The sequence below is a fragment of the Mycobacterium sp. 1423905.2 genome (assembly GCF_001673155.1).
GTDB lineage: Bacteria > Actinomycetota > Actinomycetes > Mycobacteriales > Mycobacteriaceae > Mycobacterium.
This window is the reverse complement of record NZ_LZLE01000354.1, coordinates 15,919-35,763: the sequence shown is the minus strand read 5'-3', so window position 1 is coordinate 35,763 and position 19,845 is coordinate 15,919. Positions and strand designations below refer to the sequence as shown.

Sequence of the window (19,845 nt, the reverse complement as noted above, 5' to 3'; positions counted from 1 at the left end):
TCCATTGGGAGCTGGCGTGGCTACCGAAAGTACCCACGCCACGCCAGATTTGGTCGTTCTATCGCGCCATTGGCGGCTTCGCCCAGAGCCGACCGGAATTGCCGAACACCGTCCCCGGCGTACTGTGGCAGGCGAGACGCAGCCTGTCGCGCCGCTGACCTACGCCGAGGATGTTTCAAACTCGCCGCCGCCAATGGCGCGATAGAACGACCAAATCTGGCGTGGCGTGGGTACTTTCGGTAGCCACGCCAGCTCCCAATGGATTCCGTTGATGGGATCGTCGAAGAACACCGCGTAGTAGCCCGGCCAATACTGCGGATACTCCGTGGGCTCGTCCGTGACGGGAACACCCCGTTTGACCAGGAAGTCGCCATGGAACCGGTCGACTTCTCTTCTGCTGCGGGCCCAGAGCGCAATGTGGTTAATCCCGACCGCCTGGTCGCTGTGGGTCAGCTTGTCTCCAGAACGGGCGGGTTGTATGCCGATATAGCTGTGCGGGTTGACATTACGTGTCATGTAGTAGATCGACTGGTATTCCATGTTGAGCGAAGAGAAGCTGCTATACCCCAGCCAGCCGAACAACGCGTCGTAGAACGCGATCGACTCGTCATAATCGAGTACCGCGAATTCGACGTGACATACCCCGCGCCACCGCATTATTCCTCCCGCATCGCTTGCCCGGCCCCAACTTTGGCTAGCCGGCAGTCCCGTCGGTGGGCGACTCACTTTTGTCGTCAAGACGTCGTCTGGATTCGGCCACCGCGCGCCTGACTTCCGCGTTCTCTCGGTGGGCAGCGGCTTGCGTGCGGTCCTCCCGTTCGTCGAGGCGTCGCAATCGCTCGCGCTCTCGCTGGACGTTTGTACCTTCACGTTCGTCTGCGCGTTGTTCTCGCTCGTCCGCCGCTTGTTCTCGGTCGTCGGCGATGCGGTCCCGTTCGTCGGCCATACGCTCTCGTTGATCTGCCGCCCGCTGGCGTCTAGCCAGTTCGTCCTCCCGACGGCCGACACTGTGCTCGCGTTCGTCGAACTCCGCAACGCGGCGATCGAGCTCACTGGGAGTGTGCTTAAGGTCCTCAGCGACCACGCCTCACCCTAACGCCGTTGGCAAGCCCGCGCGGCGGGCGCTGGATAAACTGTCGGAAGTCGAGTTGAGGAGCGCCGTCATGGTCACGAGAACCCTAGCGTTGATGGTCCTCTCCTTGGTACTGGCGGTGCCGGCTCATGCGGACGCCACCGACGACGCATTCATCACTAACCTCAAGACGTCGGGCATGAATTACGGCGCCCCCGACAAAGCGATCCAGGTCGCCAAGACGGTCGTCTGCGGCACTCTCAACGACAATCCCAAAACCAGCAATGCCGATTTGATCGCAAAGGTCACCGACGCGACCAGCTGGCCGGCTCTCAATGCCGCCTACTTCACCGGGGCGGCGATCCAGGCCTACTGTCCTCAGTACGGCTCGTTGACTCCCCCGTCTGTGCCCAGCAAGGCACCTACCTCCCCCAGTGCGGCACCCTCGCAACCCGCGAAGCCGTCGGTTCAACCAGCACTCAACGCGAACTGAATGGGTTTATGGCCCGCGAAACGGATCGTGATGAAAGGCTCCTATGACAGATCACACGACGGACAGTACAACGCGGCCCAACGAAATCTCGCTGCCGTCCGTGCTGGCCTCGAAGCGTGGGGAGCCGGTACCGGGTCGCCGTTCGACGTTCTGGCCGACGACGTCACCTGGGAGATCACCAGTCCGACGCGGCCGGCACTTATTCGAGCCGTGCCGATTTCTTTGACCGCGTCATTGTTCCGCTCACCGCGCGAATGGCAACCCGGCCGATCCCGGTCATCCGCGCGCTCTACAGCGACGGTGACACAGTCATCGCTTTGTTCGACGCAGAAGGCGTGGCGCTTGACGATCGGCCATACCGCAACAGCTATGCATGGTTCATGCAGTTTCGCGGGGACCGCATCGTCAAGGTGACGGCCTTCACGACAGCATCGCGTTCAACGATGTGTGGCGGCGGGTCACGCCGGCACTCTGACCGGCGCGTCAGGCCATCACGCGATTGGCGTGCGGCGGCCTAGACGCTGAGCCGAAACTGCACGAAGCGGCCGCCGACCTCATGTCCCGTCACGGCTATGACGCATTGAGCATCGACGCCCTGGCTGCCGCCGTGCACTGTTCACCGGCGACCACCTATCGCCATGTCGGAGGTAAGTCAGCGATCCGCGATGCAGTGATGAGCCGTCAGGCGGAGCGCATTCTCGACTCGGTGCGCGAAGCCATCACGGGGTTATCTGGTACTGAGCGCATCATCACCACCACTGTCGCCCTACAGCGCATCCGAGCGGACCCGCTTGTGCAGGTCTTGCGTTCAACTTCAGGTCCTCCCAGCAATGAGTGGCTGACCGACTCTCCCATCGTCGCCCGCTTAGCCTCCGAGATGATCGGTCTCGACCTGCCCGACCCGCTAGCCGCTCAGTGGCTAGTCCGGGTGTTCTTGGCACTCTTGTACAGCAGGCCCAATGGTTCCGCCCGCATGTATCCCAACCCGACGAGGATGGCATTTACGATCCGCTCGGTGCCGCTCAGGTTTGCGATTGCTTCGTTGACCGTCGAGGAGCTGAACTTCATGAACGACCAAGCGATCTACCGCGTGGAGGCGATGCCGCTCACTTGGTCAGCGGCGCACGCGTAGCGATCCATCATCGCTACCGAACGACACCGCGTGTTTGGTCGGGGCTCAGACGTTGAACCGGAACTCCACCACGTCGCCAAGGGCCATCACGACCAGCCGACGTGAATCAGCTATCAGCGCACGGCGTGAGCGCCGGTGCGATCCAGCGACCATCAAGGATTTCGGCGCGCGGCCGGTAGAGGCGAATGAGGTAGTTCCAGCCTTCCGGTGTGATGATCGCGTTCGCAGGAGTGCTGTCATGTGCCGACGCAATGAAGCGAACGGTGACCGAGCCGTCTGCGTTACGCTCGCCGGTAACACTATTGACGGTGTAGAGGTTCTCCTTGTTCGGCTCGAAGAACCCTCGCTTGTTGTATACCGACACCGACCAAAAGGCGTCGACGGGGACATCGTTGAACACCAACTCGTAATCGCCCTGCGGGACGTTCGGAGCTACGCCGATGTAGGCCGCTTCGGAGGTGGGCAGCCCTCCCCACCCTGCCGCGCATCCGATCAGATGACGGATCGGATCGACTTCTGCCCGCGCGCCGAACATCCGGTCGAAGTTGTCGAGCCCACGAGCCAAGGCGAGCAGGGCGTCCCGGGTCGCATCGAGGCTTCCAAGGTCGTAGTCCGGCATGACAAACGCCTCTGATCTGCCCGCATCTATCGCAAGGCGATCCTGAATCGCCGCGACGGCGGTCACGTCTGCGGGATCGGTGGGGTTGACCAGTATTCGAATCCCAACGAGCACATAGCGAGACCCGTATTGACCGCTGGTAAGCGTGTATTCGCCGGGATCATGCATGACGTTGTTCACGAAATGGTCTTCGTTGATGACCATCGCCGAGAGATAGCGGCCGTCGGCATCGGGCAATGTGAGCCGGGCGGGCTCGGCGAGGTCAACGATTACAAAGCTGTACAACGTGTCTCGGTTGAGTCTGATGACCGTCTGCTCGTCGATTCGGGCGGGTGTGCGGTTGTGCCGGAATCTACCGACGCCCCCGGCGTCAGCCTGTATGTCGCGAAACATCCGGTGGGTCTCTGCCCGGACGAAGTTGTCCGCGTTCACATGGATTGACATCACTTCGAGTCTATTTACTTCGGCTGACTAGACGTTGAACCGGAACTCCACCACGTCGCCGTCGGCCATCACGTAGTCCTTGCCCTCCATCCGCACTTTGCCGGCCGCCTTGGCCGCGGCCATGGATCCGGCGGCGATCAGGTCGTCGTAGGACACGATCTCGGCCTTGATGAAGCCTTTCTCGAAGTCGGTGTGGATCACCCCGGCCGCCTTGGGCGCGGTATCTCCCTGGTGAATGGTCCAGGCCCGCGCCTCCTTGGGACCCGCGGTGAGGAATGTCTGCAATTTGAGGGTGTGGAACCCGGCGCGGGCCAGCGCATCGAGTCCGCGCTCGGTTTGTCCGATCGACTCCAGCAACTCGGCGGCCGATTCGTCGTCGAGTTCGATCAATTCCGACTCGATCGCGGCGTCCAGGAACACCGCATCCGCGGGTGCGACCAGCGCGCGCAGCTCGGCGACGCGGGCGTGGTCGGTCAGCACCGACTCGTCGGCGTTGAACACGTAGAGGAAGGGTTTGGTGGTCAGCAGATTCAATTCGCGCAGCAGCGCGGCATCCACGCCGGCGCCGAACAGCGTCTTCCCGCCGTCAAGGACTTCCTGGGCGGCCACGGCCGCGTCGTACACCGGTCTGCGCTCCTTGTTGTTGCGGGCTTCTTTCTCCAACCGAGGAATGGCCCGCTCCAAGGTCTGCAGGTCGGCAAGGATCAGCTCGGTCTCGACGACCTCGATGTCGGAGCCGGGGTCGACCCGCCCGGCCACGTGGGTGACGTCGTCGTCGGCGAACACCCGAACCACCTGGCAGATCGCGTCACACTCGCGGATGTGCGCCAGGAACTTGTTGCCCAACCCGGCGCCCTCGGAGGCGCCTTGCACCAGGCCCGCGATGTCGACGAATGTGACCGGCGCCGCAACCACACGAGCCGAGGAGAACATCTCGGCCAGCTTGTCCAGCCGCGGGTCGGGCAACGCAACGACGCCCTCGTTCGGCTCGATCGTCGCGAACGGATAGTTGGCCGCCACCACGTTGTTCCGGGTCAGGGCGTTGAACAGAGTCGACTTACCGACGTTGGGCAGACCGACGATTCCCAGGCTCAGGCTCACAGGAAGCCAAGTTTATTTCAGGCACGCCAATGCAGGATGTCCAGCTATATACGGGCCTTTGGGCCGACAGCCGGTACGGTCAACATGTGTCAGCGCAGCGGGCGAGTTCAGCGGTGGAGCCAAGCCACCGCTCGATCATCCCCAATATCGCAGGTGTGCCCTGGTGGATCGCTGTCCTCATCGCCGTCACCGCGACGGCAGTGGGGTACGGGATCGACGCCGGCCACAAGGAGCTGACCCACGTCTTCGCCGGTTGTTACATCGTCGGCTGTGTGGCCGCGGTGCTGGCGGTGCGCCAGGCCGGGGTCTTCACCGCCGTCATCCAGCCGCCGCTGATCTTGTTCTGCGCCGTGCCCGGCGCTTACTGGCTGTTCCACGGCGGCAAGGTCAATAAGTTCAAAGATCTGCTGATCAACTGCGGATATCCGCTGATCGAGCGGTTTCCGTTGATGCTGGGCACCGCGGGTGTCGTCCTGCTGATCGGTTTGGTCAGGTGGTATTTCGGCATGTCGCAGCGGCGATCACCCGCGGCCGAGGAACCGACCCCCAAGGACGCACGTTCCGGGGAGCGCACCTGGTGGCTCACCGGACTCCTCACTAGAGTCCGGTCGCTGCTGACCACCGAGGTCGATGGGGAGGACGCCGAACCCGGCAGCGGGTCACAGCCCGCTCACTCCCGGAGCCGCTCGGCCCGCAGCAGCCGGACGGCGCGCAACGGTCGATCCGCCCAACGCCCCACCCGGACCACGTCTCGGCGCGGCCGCTCGCCGCTGGACGACGAGGGCGAAGCCCCGGCCGAACGTCCGCGGCGCACCAGCCGCAGGCCCGCGGCCGCCGATGTCGACCGTCCGGAGTTCGACCCCAACGAGGCACCGCAGCGCGCCACGCGCCCACGCCGCCGCCCCCGTCCGCCGCAGGGGGACTCGGACCTGCGCGCCCAACCGCCGCGGGAGGTGCGGCGCGACCCCCACGGGCGCCGGGGTACCTACGAGCGGCCCGCGCCGCGCAGCAGCCGCTTCGATTCCTACGACTCCTACGATCCGCCGGAGCCGACCGGCCGCTCGGAGTCCTACAGCCGTTATGAGCGTCGGCGCGGCGGTTACGAGCCGTATGAGCCGCGCGAGGCGTATCCGCCGCGACGGCGACGTGCCACGCCCAACGGCTCCGGGCCCAACGGCTCGGGGACCAACGGCTCGGGCACGCACCATCCGATTTCGCAGGTCCGCTACCGCGGCGGCAGCAGGAGCGAGCCGAGGATCGACGACCGGGGTGAACCGCTCGACGAACAGCGCGCCGAGCGGCGGAGCCGGTCGCGGGCACCCCGCAGACCCCAGGCCGAAACCTGGGAGTACGACATCTAGCAGGGCTAGCGACGGATTTCGCGGGGCAGCGCGAAGACCAGCGTCTCGTTGGCCGTCGTCACCGGTTGGACCACGTCATAGCCGTAGTCGGCCAGCCGCTCCAACACACCGCGCACCAGCACCTCGGGAACCGACGCGCCGGAGGTGACGCCCACCGTGGTCACGCCGTCCAGCCAAGCCGGGTCGATGTCGTCGGCCCAGTCGACCAGGTGCGCCGCCCGCGATCCCGCGCCCAGCGCCACCTCGACCAGCCGCACCGAGTTCGACGAGTTGCGTGACCCGACGACGATCACCAGCTCACACTCGGGCGCCATCGCCTTGACCGCGACCTGCCTGTTCTGCGTCGCGTAGCAGATGTCGTCGCTGGGCGGGTCCTTCAGCTTCGGGAAGCGCTCCCGCAGCCGCTCGACGATCTCCATGGTCTCGTCCACCGACAGCGTGGTCTGCGACAGCCAGATAACTTTGTCCTCGTCCCGGACCGTCACCTGGTCCACGGCGGACACCCCGTCGACCAGTTGGACGTGCTCGGGAGCTTCGCCGGCGGTGCCGACGACTTCCTCGTGGCCCTCGTGACCGATCAGCAGGATGTCGTAGTCGGCTTTGGCGAAGCGGCGTGCCTCGTTGTGCACTTTGGTCACCAGCGGGCAGGTGGCGTCGATGGTCTTCAGGTTGCGGGCGGCGGCCGCCGCGTGCACGGTGGGCGCGACGCCGTGCGCGGAGAACACCACGATGGCCCCCTCGGGGACCTCATCGGTCTCCTCTACGAACACCGCACCGGCTTGGGCCAGGGTGTCCACCACGTGGCGGTTGTGCACGATCTCGTGACGCACGTAGACCGGTGCGCCGTGCTTCTCCAGGGCCCGCTCGACGGTTTCGACGGCCCGGTCCACACCCGCGCAGTAACCCCGCGGCTCGGCCAGCAGCACTCGTTTGCCGGCGGGCACGCCGCCATCCGAGGCCACCGACCTGGACGCACCGGGAATCCCCATGTCGATAGTCGGCACCATGGCATTCAGGGTACGTTCTGCCGACGCGGGTCTGCCATTTCGCGCCGTCGCGGGTGGTCAGCTTGGAGTTAGCCGCCGGTTGAGGCAGTCTTGGTCGCATGGCTACTGCACCGTATGGGGTTCGGCTGCTGGTCGGCGCGGCGACAGTCGCCGTCGAGGAGACGATGAAGCTGCCGCGTTCCATTTTGATGTACCCGATGACGCTGGCCAGCACGGCCGCTCACATGGTGATGCGGTTTCAGCAGAACCTCGCCGAGCTGGTGATCAAGGGCGACAGCACGCTCGAGTCGCTGTTCCCGCCGAAGGACGAGCAGCCGGAGTGGGCAACCTTCGACGAGGACTTCGAAGGCTTGGACGACGGTGCTGGCGATGACGCGCCTGGTGACGGTACCGAGAGCGAGCGTCGCACCGAAGGACGATTCGCGTTGTACTCGGTCGCCGAACCGGTCGATCTGTCGTCCACCGGGAAGCCGGGCGAGGACCAGTCGACGGTGCCGGAGCCGGCCGTGGCGACCGAGCTGGACTACGGAACGCTGACGTTGGCTCAGTTGCGGGCCAGGTTGCAGTCATTGGATGTCGCCGAGCTCGAAGCCCTGCTGGCCTACGAGCAAGCCACCAAGGCGCGCGCCCCGTTCCAGACGCTGATCGCCAACAGGATCACCCGCGCGACCGCCAAGTGACCCGAGGTTCTGAAGCGAATTCGGCCGAGAACCCGTTCCCGGTCCGCGCCGTCGCCATCCGCGTCGCCGGCTGGATCGAAAAGCTGGGGACCGTGTGGGTCGAGGGTCAACTGGCCCAGATCTCGACGCGTCCGGACGCCAAGACGGTGTTCATGGTGCTGCGGGACCCAGCCGCCGACATGTCGCTGACCGTGACATGCACGCGCGACTTGCTGCTGTCCGCGCCGGTCAAATTGGCCGAAGGGGTCCAGGTGGTGGTGTGCGGCAAGCCGTCCTTCTACACCGGGCGCGGCACGTTCTCGTTGCGGCTCAGTCAGATCCGCGCCGTCGGTGTGGGTGAACTGCTGGCCAGGATCGACCGGTTGCGCCGGCTGCTGGACGCCGAGGGCCTGTTCGACGCGCGCCTCAAACGACCAATCCCGTTCTTGCCCAACGCTATCGGACTGATCACCGGGCGGGCCAGCGCGGCCGAGCGGGACGTGACGACGGTGGCCGCGACGCGCTGGCCCGCGGCCCGGTTCGCCATCCGCAACACCGCCGTGCAAGGCCCCAACGCGGTCCCTCAGATCGTCGAGGCCTTGCGCGACCTCGACCGCGACCCCGATGTCGACGTGATCGTCATCGCCCGCGGCGGCGGCAGCGTCGAGGATCTGCTGCCGTTCTCCGACGAAACGCTGTGCCGCGCCATCGCGGCGTGCCGCACGCCGGTGATCAGCGCGGTGGGCCACGAACCGGACAACCCGTTGTGTGACCTGGTCGCCGACCTGCGCGCCGCGACCCCCACCGATGCGGCCAAGAAACTGGTTCCCGACACCGCCGCCGAACAGCGCTTGATCGACGATCTGCGGCGCCGCAGCGCCCAAGCCTTGCGGCACTGGGTCGCTCGCGAGGAGCGGGCGTTGACGGCGTTGCGCAGCCGCCCGGTGCTAGCCGACCCGCTGAAGATGGTGACCATACGCGCCGAAGAGATCGGCCGTGCCCGCGTGGCCCTGCGGCGCGACATCACACGGTTGATCACCGGCGAGGCCGACCGCGTCGGTCACCTCGCCGCGCGGCTGGCGACCCTAGGCCCGGCCGCCACGCTGGCCCGCGGCTATGCCGTCGTGCAGACGGTTCCCGACGACGGTGAAGCACAGGTGCTGCGATCGATCGCCGACGCTCCGGCCGGCACCCGACTGCGGGTGCGGGTCGCCGACGGTGCCGTAGCAGCGGTCAGTGAAGGACTTTCCGATGGCTCGAGATGACCAGAGCAACGACTCCGCGAGCGGCTCGACTACACCTATTAGTCAGCTCGGCTACGAACAATGCCGAGACGAACTCATCGAGGTTGTCCGCCTGCTCGAACAGGGTGGCTTGGACCTGGACGCGTCGCTGAAGTTATGGGAAAGGGGCGAGCAACTCGCCAAAAGGTGCGAACAACACTTAGCTGGCGCCCGTCAGCGAGTGACCGATGCGCTGGCCGCCGGGGAGGCCGCAGCGGACTGACCGACCGCTATCTTGACCGATTCCAGACGGCCAATCGGGCTTCAAACTGGAACACGTTTCAGTTATGCTCCCCCGCATGGGTGATCCAGCACTGACTACCGACCTCGGCAGCGTCCTGGTGACCGGCGGCTCAGGCTTCGTAGGCGCCAACCTGGTGACCACGTTGCTCGACCGCGGACACCAGGTCCGGTCCTTCGACCGCGCTCCCTCGCCGCTGCCGCAACATCCGAAGTTGCAAGTGCTCGAGGGTGACATCACCGACAAGGGTGTGTGCGCCGCCGCGGTGGACGGCATCGACACGATCATTCACACCGCCGCCATCATCGAGTTGATGGGCGGCGCGTCGGCCACCCAGGAGTACCGGCAGCGCAGCTTCGCCGTCAACGTCGGCGGCACGGAGAACTTGCTGTACGCGGGCCGGCAGGCCGGTGTCAAGCGGTTCGTCTACACCTCGTCCAACAGCGTGGTGATGGGTGGACAGAACATTTCCGGCGGCGACGAGACGCTGCCCTACACCGACCGGTTCAACGACCTCTACACCGAAACCAAGGTGGCCGCCGAGCGGTTTGTGTTGTCGCAGAACGATGTTGACGGCATGCTCACTTGCGCTGTCCGGCCCAGCGGCATCTGGGGCACCGGCGACCAGACCATGTTCCGCAAGTTGTTCGAGAGCGTGATCAAAGGCCACGTCAAAGTGCTGGTCGGTCCGAAGTCGGCGAAGCTGGACAACTCTTACGTGCACAACCTGATTCACGGTTTCATCTTGGCCGGCCAACACCTGGTGCCCGGCGGCACGGCACCCGGTGAGGCCTATTTCATCAACGACGCCGACCCGATCAACATGTTCGAGTTCGCCCGCCCGGTGGTCGAGGCGTGCGGCGAAAAGTGGCCGCGGATAAGGGTTTCCGGCCCGGCCGTGCATTGGGTGATGACAGGCTGGCAGCGGCTGCACTTCCGGTTCGGGTTCCCCGCGCCGCTGCTCGAGCCGCTGGCGGTCGAACGCTTGTACCTGGACAACTACTTCTCGGTGGACAAGGCTCGCCGGGACCTGGGTTACGAACCGCTGTTCACCACCGAGCAGGCGATGAAGGAGTGTCTGCCCTACTACGTGGAGATGTTCCACCGGATGAAGCGCGAAGCTCAGGCGGCCAAGCGGTCCGGTAAGCGCACCTCTGACAAGGCGGTCAGCGGCTCGAAGTAGCGCTAACGGAAGCTGACCATCTGGTCGCCCCAGGCGCCGCGGATGCGGGCGTCGACGTCGTGCACCACCCGGTCTTCTTTGTCGATGACCAGGCAGGCGCGGTCAGCACTGGCCTGGTAGGGCTGCCAGTACGGCTCGCCGGGCGGGCCGTCGGGAGTACCAAGTACCGCGAAGTTGATCCACCGCGTCTGCATCCGCGCGGAGACCGCCGTCGCGGTTTTGGCGCCGCCAAGCTTCAGCGTGACGTCCTGCGGTCCACCGAGATTGCCCCAGACATAAGGCAATTCGGTTGCATGTGCGGCTCCGACCAGCAGCAGCTTGTACAACGGCGTCGCGTAGTCGAACCGGTACAGGTACACCGGCGCCACCGCGCTGTGGCCGTCGGCCAGCCATACCGAGGGCATGCGGAAGCCGATATCGGTGGCCATGTTGACGCTGCGCGCCTTCTGCCGGCCCGAATATGCCGAGCCGAAGACATCCATGGTGGGCAGTTGCAGGTCGGGCTGTTCGGCGGCGATCTGGCTGAACATCGTCGTGATGGCATGCGGTGTGATCGGCATCAGCGCCGAACGCATCAACCGGAACAGCGCCGCCTCGCGCTTGTTGGTGCCGATGATCAGCGGAACCGGAAGCAGCCGGCCTTCCTGCGCCAGTTTGACGGGCTGGTCGTGCAGCAGGTCCCCGTCGACGATGGGAACGAATGCCAGGGTGCCCGGATTACTTACCGGCACTTCGTTGAACACCTCATTGGTCGCCGCCACCAGCGCCGCGGTCGGCATGTCCGCCACTTTGCGCGCCTCGGACGCGCCGATTCCCAGCTTGTCCAGGACGGCCAGGGTGACCCGGCGCCCCCGGTCGCGGTCATACACCGAGGTGGCCGGCGAGCTCTGGGCGATCGCGCGGACGAACAGTCCCTCGGCCGCCGGGCAGGCGAGCAGGGTGGTGACCAGCCCGGCTCCGGCGGATTCACCGAACAACGTCACATTGGCCGGATCGCCGCCGAATGCGGCGATGTTGTCGCGCACCCATGCCAGCGCCGCCAGCACGTCGCGCAGTCCGATGTTGGAGTCGAACGGACGCTGCCAGGTGCTGAACGAGGACAAGTCCAGAAACCCCAGCGCGCCGATGCGGTAGTTGACCGTGACCACCACGACGTCACCGTTGCCGGCCAGGGCGCGCCCGTCGTAGAGCGGCTGGCTGGCCGAGCCCAGCACATATGCACCGCCATGCAGCCACACCATCACCGGCTTTCCGGCACCCGGTTGCGCGCCGCTGGGCGCCCAGATGTTCAGCCGCAAGCAGTCCTCGCCGAGCGGGGCGCCCAGTTCGAGCGGCATCCTGGGCATGACGACTTGCGGGCAGGCCGGCCCGAACGCGGTGGCATCGGCGACCTCCGCGGACCGCCCGGGCGGCTCGGGAGCCCGAAACCTCAAATCACCCACCGGTGGCGCGGCGAACCGAATGCCTTTCCAGACCTTCACCGGGCCGTCCTGGCAACCCCGGACGGGTCCGTAGGTCGTGTCGACCACAGTCATAGCTTTTCCTCCTGCCGAGCGGGCGGCACTGCCCCGCTCGCGCATGAACCCACGGGCACCCCCCACCAGCTAAGGTTACGGAGCGCATGAACACCGAATTCACGCTCACCCAAAAACGCGCGCTGGCGGTCTTCACCCTCGTCGCCGTGGTGTTCGGCGCTTACTTCCTGCGCGACTACTTCGTCCTCATCGTGGTGGCCGCGGTCGGGGCGTATCTGTTCACGCCGCTGTTCAACTGGTTCAACAAGCGCCTCAACACCGGCTGGTCGGCCGCATGCACGGTGTTGTCGGCGCTGACCATCGTCATCATCCCGGTCGGCCTGGTTATTGCGCTGGCAATCGTGCAGATCGCCCGAATGGTCGATTCCGTCGCCGGATGGGTCAAGTCCACCGGCCCCAACGGTATCGGCGACAAGGCGTTGCACCTGGTCAACGACCTGCTGGCGCGGGTGCCGTTTGTGCACGTCACGGTCACCGCCGACACCCTGCGCAGGGCGTTGGTCACCGCGGCGCAGACCGTCGGTCACTGGCTGCTGGGCGTGCTGCAGCACACCGCGGGCAGTCTCGCCGGCGTCATCACCTCGGCGATCATCTTCTTCTACGTTTTCGTCGCCCTGCTGACCAACCGCGACAAGCTGCGCACACTGCTGGGTCAGCTGAACCCGCTCGGTGAGGAAGTCACCGACTTGTATCTGCGCAAGATGGGTTCGATGGTGCGCGGCACCGTGAACGGCCAGTTCGTCATCGCGTTCTGCCAAGGTGTGGCGGGCGCCGCGTCGATCTACGTCGCCGGTTTCCATCACGGCTTCTTCATCTTCGCCATCGTGCTGACCGCCCTGTCGATCATTCCGCTAGGCGGCGGGATCGTGACCATTCCGTTCGGCGTCGGGATGATCTTCTTCGGCAATGTCGCCGGCGGCATCTTCGTCGTGGCGTGGCATCTGGTGGTCGTAACCAATATCGACAACTTCCTACGGCCCGTCTTGGTGCCGCGTGATGCACGGCTGAACTCGGCTTTGATGCTGCTGTCGGTGTTCGCCGGCATCAGCATGTTCGGCCCCTGGGGCATCATCATCGGTCCGGTGCTGATGATCCTCATCGTCACCACGCTGGACGTCTACCTGGCGGTGTACAAAGGCGTCGAGCTCAAACCGGTCGAGGATCAGCCCGTGCGCCGAAACTGGCTCTCGCGCTTGAAGAAAAGCGCTAAGGAGAAGCAGTCAGCCGCTCGGTGAGGAATTCGACGACGCGCTTTCGGGCTTCATAGGCGGGCTGGCCGTCGACCTCGCGTACCTCGTCGGTGAGCACCGAGTGCGCCATCCGTCCGAAGCCGTGCTCATTGCCGGGGCTGGAGTCGATCTCGATGACCTCGAACGCATCCCCGAGCCGCCGCTTGAGCGTGGCGAACCGTTCGGCCGGAGCCATCTTGTCCGCGCTGAACCGCAATCCGAGGGCGCACAACCCGTCGTTGGCGCACCGGTCGACGACGACGTTGAGTTCCACTTCGCTCATGCCCGGGTCCCGGCGCTGCGCGGGAGTGAAGGGGAAGGGAACCGATGGCTGGCTGAGCACCGGAGCCAGCACGCTGTCGTCGACGGCGGCCGCCAGCGCGAAGCCGCCGGTGAAACATTGACCGATGACGCCGACGCCCTTGCCGGGCGTGGCGGCGTTGAGGTCGCGCGCCAGCGCACGCAGGTAGGCAGCGACCGGTCGCTGCTTGTCGGTGGCCAGCGCCGCGAATTCCCGGGCCACGCAACCCCGGGTGATTTCGGCGACCGCGTAGCCCACTGAGATGGGCCGGCCGGGTTCGCCGAACAGCGACGGGATGGCCACGGTGAATCCGTTGTCGACCAGGTGGTTGCCCAGACCCAGCACGCCCGGGTGGATGCCGGGCATCTCGGGGATCAACACCACCCCGGGACCCGACCCCTTGCGGTAGACGTCGTGGGTGAAGCCGGCCGCGGAAAAGGGTGTTGCGGTCCAACCGGTCAGGTCTGCTTCGGGTCCGCTCACGCTGCGTTCCTTCTATCGGCTCGGTAACGGCGGCTGCGATTGGGTCGCCGCCGCTAGCGTACGAAACTGTTCGGTGCTGCCGGCGCCGGTGATCGCAATCTGGGTGGGGCCAGCGGGGCTGGCCAGCCGGGTGGTCCATACCGGTTCGAGCGCGCCCTTGTCGTCGGAGCCTTCGTAGACCACCCAGTTGGTGCCCGACGCGTCGACGGTTCCGCTGGGATACATGCCGGAGTGGATGGAGCCGACCAATTTGTCCTCGTCCGCATTGCTCTGGGTCAGGCTCAGATATTTGCCGGACGGGCTGATGTAGCCCACCACCGAGGTGACCGCGTTGAGCCGCTGACCGGCGGCGCTGTCGGTACGACCGTTTTCGATGTTGCCGCGGCTGCCGGAGTTCGGTTTCCAGTCGGCGGGCAACTGCGGCAACCGGATCGGGAACCCGAACGACGCCGCGTCGGCGCGCAACGCCGTCGCCGCGTCATAAGACGGGATGGTCCCTTTGTTGGTGCCGCCCGGCTGGAACGAGCACATCCCGACCAGCCCGGCGAGCAGTATGCAACCGATCACCAGCGGACCCAGCGACCAGAACATGTCGCGACCGTCCTGCAGCAACCGTGGTTTGGCCGGCTTGGGCGTCGGCTGCGGCTCTGCGGTCACTCCCCAAGTATCCCAGCTCCAGTCGAGGGTTTCGCTTCTGGGAGAATCGCCACCATGAGTGCAGAGGGTCGGCCACCCCGGAAGGAAGCCCCCGACCGCAACCTGGCCTTGGAACTGGTGCGAGTCACCGAAGCCGGTGCCATGGCCGCGGGCCGCTGGGTCGGCCGCGGCGACAAGGAGGGTGGCGACGGCGCGGCGGTCGACGCAATCCGCGAGCTGGTCAACTCGGTGTCGATGCGCGGCGTCGTGGTCATCGGTGAAGGTGAAAAAGACGAAGCACCGATGCTCTACAACGGCGAGGAGGTCGGCAACGGCGACGGGCCGGATTGCGACTTCGCCGTCGACCCGATCGACGGCACCACGTTGATGAGCAAGGGCATGCCGAACGCCATCTCGGTGCTCGCGGTGGCCGATCGCGGCGCCATGTTCGACCCGTCGGCGGTGTTCTACATGAACAAGATCGCCGTCGGCCCTGAGGCCGCACACGTCTTGGACATCACCGCGCCGATCGGGGAAAACGTGCGGGCAGTCGCCAAAGTCAAGGGACTGTCGCTGCGCGACATGACCGTCTGCATCTTGGACCGGCCGCGGCACGCGCAGCTGATCGAGGACGTCCGCGCGACCGGGGCCAGGATCCGGCTGATCACCGACGGCGACGTCGCCGGTGCCATCTCGGCGTGCCGACCGCAGTCCGGCACCGACATGCTGGCCGGCATCGGCGGCACCCCGGAGGGGATCATCGCCGCCGCGGCGATCCGATGCATGGGCGGGGCGATTCAGGCGCAGCTGGCACCCAAGGACGACGCTGAGCGCCGCAAGGCCCTCGACGCCGGCTACGACCTCGACCAGATCTTGACCACCGAGGACCTGGTGTCCGGTGACAACGTCTTTTTCTGCGCAACCGGAGTGACCGACGGCGACCTGCTCAAAGGGGTGCGCTACCAACCTGGCGGCTGCACCACCCAATCGATCGTCATGCGTTCCAAGTCGGGCACCGTGCGGATGATCGAGGCCTACCACCGGCTGTCCAAGCTCACCGAATACTCCGCCATCGACTTCACCGGCGACAGCACTGCCGCCTATCCCCTGCCCTGACAACCACGCATAGCAAGGAAACTCACCGATGGCCGTTGACGCCGGCGAGAACGACACCGAATACCGCATCGAGCACGACACCATGGGCGAGGTCCGGGTGCCGGCAAAAGCGTTGTGGCGCGCCCAAACTCAGCGCGCGGTGGAGAACTTCCCGATCTCTGGCCGGGGCCTGGAGCGGACCCAGATCCGGGCGCTGGGCCTGCTGAAAGGCGCGTGCGCGCAAGTCAACAAGGACCTCGGGTTGCTGGACCCGCAGAAGGCCGACGCGATCATTGCCGCCGCGGCTGAAATCGCCGACGGGCAACACGACGACCAGTTCCCCATCGACGTGTTCCAGACCGGCTCGGGCACCAGCTCGAACATGAACACCAACGAGGTGATCGCCTCCATCGCCGCCCGCAACGGCGTGCAGGTGCACCCCAACGACGACGTCAACATGTCGCAGTCGTCCAACGACACGTTCCCCACCGCCACGCACATCGCGGCCACCGAAGCCGCTGTGGTGCACCTCATTCCGGCTCTGCAGCAGCTGCACGAGGCGCTGTCGGGCAAGGCGCTGGAGTGGCAGACGGTAGTGAAGTCGGGCCGCACCCACCTGATGGATGCGGTACCGGTGACCCTGGGTCAGGAGTTCAGCGGCTACGCCCGTCAGGTGGAGGCCGGCATCGAGCGGGTGCGCGCCACCCTGCCCCGGCTGGGTGAGCTCGCCATCGGCGGCACCGCGGTGGGCACCGGACTCAACGCTCCGGAGAATTTCGGCGTCAAAGTGGTCTCGGTGCTGGTCGACAAGACCGGCTTGTCCGAACTGCGCACGGCGGCAAACTCTTTCGAAGCCCAGGCGGCCCGCGACGGGCTGGTCGAGGCATCCGGCGCGTTGCGCACTGTCGCGGTGTCGCTGACCAAGATCGCCAACGACGTCCGCTGGATGGGTTCCGGGCCGCTGACCGGCCTGGCCGAAATTCAGCTGCCGGACCTGCAGCCGGGTAGCTCGATCATGCCCGGCAAGGTCAACCCCGTTCTGCCCGAAGCGGTTACGCAGGTGGCTGCCCAGGTGATCGGCAATGACGCCGCGGTCGCGTGGGGCGGCGCCAGCGGTGCCTTCGAGCTCAACGTCTACATCCCGATGATGGCGCGCAACGTCTTGGAGTCGTTCAAGCTGCTGACCAACGTGTCCCGGCTGTTTGCCGAGCGCTGCATCGTCGGGCTGGTGGCCAATGTGGACCGGTTGCGCGAACTGGCCGAGTCGTCCCCGTCGATCGTGACGCCACTGAACTCCGCGATCGGTTATGAGGAGGCCGCCGCGGTGGCCAAGCAGGCCCTCAAGGAACGCAAGACCATTCGTCAGGCCGTGATCGATCGCGGGCTGATCGGCGAGAAGCTGTCGATCGAGGAGTTGGACAAACGCCTCGACGTACTGGCCATGGCACGAGTGGCTCAAGACTAAGCCAGAAGCGAGGGTAGTTCAGCAATGACGGTTCCCCCCGGCGGCCCGTACGGTCAGGATCCCTACGGAAGCAATCCCTATGGGCAGCAACCCTATTGGGGCGGTCAACCGCCAAGCGGCCCTTACCAGTACCCGCCGGGCGGCCAATACCCGAATCCGCAAGGCGGCATGGACCCTTATGCCGCCGGCGGCTATCCGCCCCAGCAGTACGGCCAACCCGGCCAGCAGCCTCCGCCGGGGTGGCCGAGCGGGCTGTATCCGCCCGGGCAACCGCCCAAGCCACCGAGTAACAAGACGCCCTGGCTGATCGTGGCCGGCATCGCAGTTGTCGGTGTGATCGCGTTGGTGATCGTGCTGGCGATCGCGTTGAGCGGCGGCAACAACTCGAACAACGCCGGTCCCTCGGAGACCACGAGCGCGCCGACGTCGGAGCCGGGCGGCACGCAGCAGACCGCCAGCGACTGCACACCCAATGTGTCCGGCGGTGACAAGCCCACCGGCACCACCATCACCGCGGGCAAGCTGTCGTTCCCGGCCAGCGCTGCACCGGGTTGGGCCCCGTTCTCCGATGACCAGAATCCCAACCTGATCGGTGCGGTGGGGCTGGGCGCGGAGGTGCCCGGCGCCAATCAGTGGATGATGCAGGTCGAGGTGGCCGAGACGAATTTCGTTTCCAGCATGGATGTGGGCGCCCAAGCGGCCAAGTTGATGCAGTGTGTGGCCAACGGTCCCGGCTACATCCAGTCCCAGCCCAGCCTGGGGCCCTCGAAGACGTCGTCGCTGACGGTGGACGGAGTCAAGGCCTCGCGGGTGGATGCCGACATCTCCATCGGTGACACCGGGCGCGGCGTCAAGGGCGACTCGGTCACCATCATCGCGGTCGCGACCAAGCCGGTTACCGTGTTTATCGGCGCTTCACCCATCGGCGATGCGGCGTCGCAGGGCATCGTCAATCAGGTGATCGCGGGGCTGAAGGTGGCCAAGTAGGGCTAGTCGACGGCGGCCGGCGCCAAGACGTGCGTCGGCTCTGATCGCCCGCGCAGCACCGTGGCGTAGCACTCGGCCCAGCGCTGCTGTTCGGCGTCGTCAGCGCGGTCGATGGCCGCGGCCGAGCACAGGATGCGTTGCTCGGAGGTTTTGGCGAGGTCAGCCAGGCGGGCTGCCTCGTTGACCGCGTTGCCGATCACCGTGTATTCGTAACGGTTCTCAGCTCCGATGTTGCCGGCGAAGACGCGGCCCGCCGAAACCCCGATCCCGAAGTCCACCACCGGAAGGCGGCTGAGCTTCGTTCGCAACGCCCGCGCGGTGGCCAGCGCCGCCGACGCCGGTTGGTCGGAGCGCAGCGGCGCACCGAAGACGACCAGTGCGGCGTCACCTTCGAACTTGTTGATCAGGCCCTGGTACTCGTCCACGGTCTCGACGACGGTGCAGAAGAAATCGTTGAGCACGTCGGCGACCTCTTGCGGCGGGCGGCTTTCGGCCAGCTGGCTGGACCCGACCAGATCGATGAACAAGACGGCCGCCTCCACCACGTCACCGGACAGGGTGGCGCCCTCTTCGACGGCACGGCGAGCTACGTCGATGCCGACGTGGCGCCCGAACAGGTCTCGCAACCGGTCGCGTTCCACCAGCCCGGCGACCATTCGGTTGAATCCCGTTTGCAGGCGGCCTATTTGGGACCGCTCGTAGACGCCGACATAGGTGCCGATGTCACCGTGCTCCACCTCGGCCATCGCGTCCGCGACGTCGCCGACCGGATCGGAGATGGACCGTGACGTCAGGATCATCATCGGCAGACCCAACACCAGCGCAGCCATGGACACCACCAGCACCGGCACATCCAGCGAGGTCGACTTGTCGAAAATCCAACCGTAGGAACGCAGCACGACGAAAATCACGATCACACCGATGGGCAGCGCGCTGCACAGAAACCACATCAGCACTAATCGCGCGAACACCCCCGGCACCGCCAGGCGCGGCTCACAACCACGGGTGGCAACGGTCATGATCGGCCGCAGCGTGCGCTGGGCGAGGAGTAAGCCGGTACCCGCGGCGGCGGCGCCGCCGAGCACCACACCCAGCGCAACCGGCACCAGCAGCGTCGCGCCGCTGGAGATGTTGAACAGCAGCAGTGTCAACCCGCAGATCGCCCAGGAGCCGGACAGGATCATCGATTGGCGGCCGGCCAATTTCATTGCGCCGTCGCGTTGTTCGACGGTCGGTTCTTGTCCGGCGACGTACCAGCGCAGCGTCGGAGCCAGGCTCAGCGCTCCGGCCACCGCCACGAACAGCGTTCCCAGCAGCACCAGTACCACCAATAAGGTGGTGTTCTTCTCGGCGAAGTCGACGTTGGCCGCCGCGGAGGTTTGACCCCGCAGCGGAATGAGGATGGCGGAGGCCTCGATCACGGCGAGCAGGTAGCCGACTGCCAGGTCGACCCCGTACTGAACCGACAACTTGACGGCCGATTTGGGCTGCTCGCCACCAGACCGGCCTGCCTTGCTCA

Annotated in this window: 20 protein-coding genes; 12 read left to right on the top strand and 8 right to left on the bottom strand. The window is 65.9% G+C overall.

Annotation, left to right across the window (positions count from 1 at the left end; translation table 11 throughout):
• Positions 1 to 159: 159 nt before the first annotated feature.
• Positions 160 to 657, bottom strand: a complete 498-nt coding sequence (locus tag A9W95_RS24650; RefSeq protein WP_067418819.1) for a VOC family protein — start codon at positions 655 to 657, stop codon at positions 160 to 162.
• A 130-nt stretch (positions 658 to 787) separates the two neighbouring features.
• On the opposite strand from A9W95_RS24650, the gene A9W95_RS27045 reads away from it, so the two are divergent.
• The 3 genes from A9W95_RS27045 (at position 788) to A9W95_RS24630 (ending at position 2,697) form a co-directional block, all read left to right on the top strand.
• The gene (locus A9W95_RS27045) at positions 788 to 1,096 is read left to right on the top strand and encodes a hypothetical protein (RefSeq protein ID WP_067418817.1); all 309 of its coding nucleotides are present in this window, start codon (positions 788 to 790) and stop codon (positions 1,094 to 1,096) included.
• A gap of 67 nt (positions 1,097 to 1,163) precedes the next feature.
• Entirely contained in the window at positions 1,164 to 1,565 is a 402-nt protein-coding gene (locus tag A9W95_RS24640) for a DUF732 domain-containing protein (protein ID WP_067418815.1), read from the top strand.
• A gap of 499 nt (positions 1,566 to 2,064) precedes the next feature.
• Entirely contained in the window at positions 2,065 to 2,697 is a 633-nt protein-coding gene (locus tag A9W95_RS24630; protein WP_371328119.1) for a TetR/AcrR family transcriptional regulator, read from the top strand.
• Positions 2,698 to 2,803: 106 nt separating this feature from the next.
• On the opposite strand, the gene A9W95_RS24625 is transcribed toward A9W95_RS24630, so the two are convergent.
• Positions 2,804 to 3,760: a DUF1214 domain-containing protein gene (locus tag A9W95_RS24625; RefSeq protein WP_067418812.1), complete on the bottom strand. Its 957-nt coding sequence runs from the start codon at positions 3,758 to 3,760 to the stop codon at positions 2,804 to 2,806.
• Between the two features lie 27 nt (positions 3,761 to 3,787).
• On the bottom strand, positions 3,788 to 4,861 hold the full coding sequence (gene ychF / locus A9W95_RS24620) for a redox-regulated ATPase YchF (protein ID WP_067418810.1): 1,074 nt from the start codon (positions 4,859 to 4,861) through the stop codon (positions 3,788 to 3,790).
• 86 nt (positions 4,862 to 4,947) lie between these two features.
• Between ychF and A9W95_RS24615 the strand changes: the two genes are divergently transcribed.
• Entirely contained in the window at positions 4,948 to 6,222 is a 1,275-nt protein-coding gene (locus tag A9W95_RS24615; protein WP_216638198.1) for a DUF6542 domain-containing protein, read from the top strand.
• A 5-nt stretch (positions 6,223 to 6,227) separates the two neighbouring features.
• On the opposite strand, the gene A9W95_RS24610 is transcribed toward A9W95_RS24615, so the two are convergent.
• Positions 6,228 to 7,229, bottom strand: coding sequence for a 4-hydroxy-3-methylbut-2-enyl diphosphate reductase (locus A9W95_RS24610; protein WP_067418806.1), 1,002 nt, complete (start codon positions 7,227 to 7,229; stop codon positions 6,228 to 6,230).
• 98 nt (positions 7,230 to 7,327) lie between these two features.
• Here A9W95_RS24610 and A9W95_RS24605 point away from each other — a divergent pair, with 98 nt between their 5' ends.
• The 4 genes from A9W95_RS24605 to A9W95_RS24590 all read left to right on the top strand — a co-directional run bounded on the left by A9W95_RS24605 (position 7,328) and on the right by A9W95_RS24590 (position 10,595).
• Complete coding sequence (locus A9W95_RS24605) at positions 7,328 to 7,909, top strand: lipid droplet-associated protein (RefSeq protein ID WP_067418805.1); 582 nt, start codon at positions 7,328 to 7,330, stop codon at positions 7,907 to 7,909.
• Positions 7,906 to 9,153, top strand: coding sequence for an exodeoxyribonuclease VII large subunit (gene xseA, locus A9W95_RS24600; protein ID WP_067418803.1), 1,248 nt, complete (start codon positions 7,906 to 7,908; stop codon positions 9,151 to 9,153). Before A9W95_RS24605 ends, xseA begins: the two co-directional genes overlap by 4 nt.
• The gene (locus A9W95_RS24595; protein ID WP_067418801.1) at positions 9,140 to 9,394 is read left to right on the top strand and encodes an exodeoxyribonuclease VII small subunit; all 255 of its coding nucleotides are present in this window, start codon (positions 9,140 to 9,142) and stop codon (positions 9,392 to 9,394) included. Before xseA ends, A9W95_RS24595 begins: the two co-directional genes overlap by 14 nt.
• Before the next feature lie 64 nt (positions 9,395 to 9,458).
• The gene (locus A9W95_RS24590) at positions 9,459 to 10,595 is read left to right on the top strand and encodes an NAD-dependent epimerase/dehydratase family protein (protein ID WP_067418800.1); all 1,137 of its coding nucleotides are present in this window, start codon (positions 9,459 to 9,461) and stop codon (positions 10,593 to 10,595) included.
• Positions 10,596 to 10,597: 2 nt separating this feature from the next.
• Here the strand turns inward: A9W95_RS24590 and A9W95_RS24585 are convergent, their stop codons facing one another.
• Positions 10,598 to 12,130, bottom strand: coding sequence for a carboxylesterase/lipase family protein (locus tag A9W95_RS24585; RefSeq protein ID WP_082983311.1), 1,533 nt, complete (start codon positions 12,128 to 12,130; stop codon positions 10,598 to 10,600).
• Positions 12,131 to 12,216: 86 nt separating this feature from the next.
• On the opposite strand from A9W95_RS24585, the gene A9W95_RS24580 reads away from it, so the two are divergent.
• The gene (locus A9W95_RS24580) at positions 12,217 to 13,365 is read left to right on the top strand and encodes an AI-2E family transporter (protein ID WP_067418798.1); all 1,149 of its coding nucleotides are present in this window, start codon (positions 12,217 to 12,219) and stop codon (positions 13,363 to 13,365) included.
• Here A9W95_RS24580 and A9W95_RS24575 read toward each other — a convergent pair.
• Together A9W95_RS24575 and A9W95_RS24570 are read right to left on the bottom strand one after the other, a co-directional pair.
• On the bottom strand, positions 13,337 to 14,143 hold the full coding sequence (locus A9W95_RS24575; protein WP_067418796.1) for a dienelactone hydrolase family protein: 807 nt from the start codon (positions 14,141 to 14,143) through the stop codon (positions 13,337 to 13,339). The genes A9W95_RS24580 and A9W95_RS24575 overlap by 29 nt on opposite strands.
• A gap of 12 nt (positions 14,144 to 14,155) precedes the next feature.
• Positions 14,156 to 14,800, bottom strand: coding sequence for a DUF4245 domain-containing protein (locus tag A9W95_RS24570; RefSeq protein WP_067418794.1), 645 nt, complete (start codon positions 14,798 to 14,800; stop codon positions 14,156 to 14,158).
• A gap of 54 nt (positions 14,801 to 14,854) precedes the next feature.
• Here A9W95_RS24570 and glpX point away from each other — a divergent pair, with 54 nt between their 5' ends.
• Genes glpX through A9W95_RS24555 form a run of 3 tightly spaced genes read left to right on the top strand, consistent with a single transcriptional unit; the run spans position 14,855 to position 18,326 of the window.
• Entirely contained in the window at positions 14,855 to 15,895 is a 1,041-nt protein-coding gene (gene glpX, locus A9W95_RS24565; protein ID WP_172826716.1) for a class II fructose-bisphosphatase, read from the top strand.
• Positions 15,896 to 15,923: 28 nt separating this feature from the next.
• Positions 15,924 to 17,339 (top strand): class II fumarate hydratase, encoded by a 1,416-nt coding sequence (locus A9W95_RS24560; protein ID WP_067418793.1) that lies wholly within the window; start codon positions 15,924 to 15,926, stop codon positions 17,337 to 17,339.
• A gap of 24 nt (positions 17,340 to 17,363) precedes the next feature.
• The gene (locus A9W95_RS24555) at positions 17,364 to 18,326 is read left to right on the top strand and encodes a hypothetical protein (protein WP_067418791.1); all 963 of its coding nucleotides are present in this window, start codon (positions 17,364 to 17,366) and stop codon (positions 18,324 to 18,326) included.
• Between the two features lie 2 nt (positions 18,327 to 18,328).
• Here A9W95_RS24555 and A9W95_RS24550 read toward each other — a convergent pair whose 3' ends face one another.
• The gene (locus A9W95_RS24550) at positions 18,329 to 19,795 is read right to left on the bottom strand and encodes an adenylate/guanylate cyclase domain-containing protein (RefSeq protein ID WP_371328120.1); all 1,467 of its coding nucleotides are present in this window, start codon (positions 19,793 to 19,795) and stop codon (positions 18,329 to 18,331) included.
• Positions 19,796 to 19,845 lie beyond the last annotated feature (50 nt).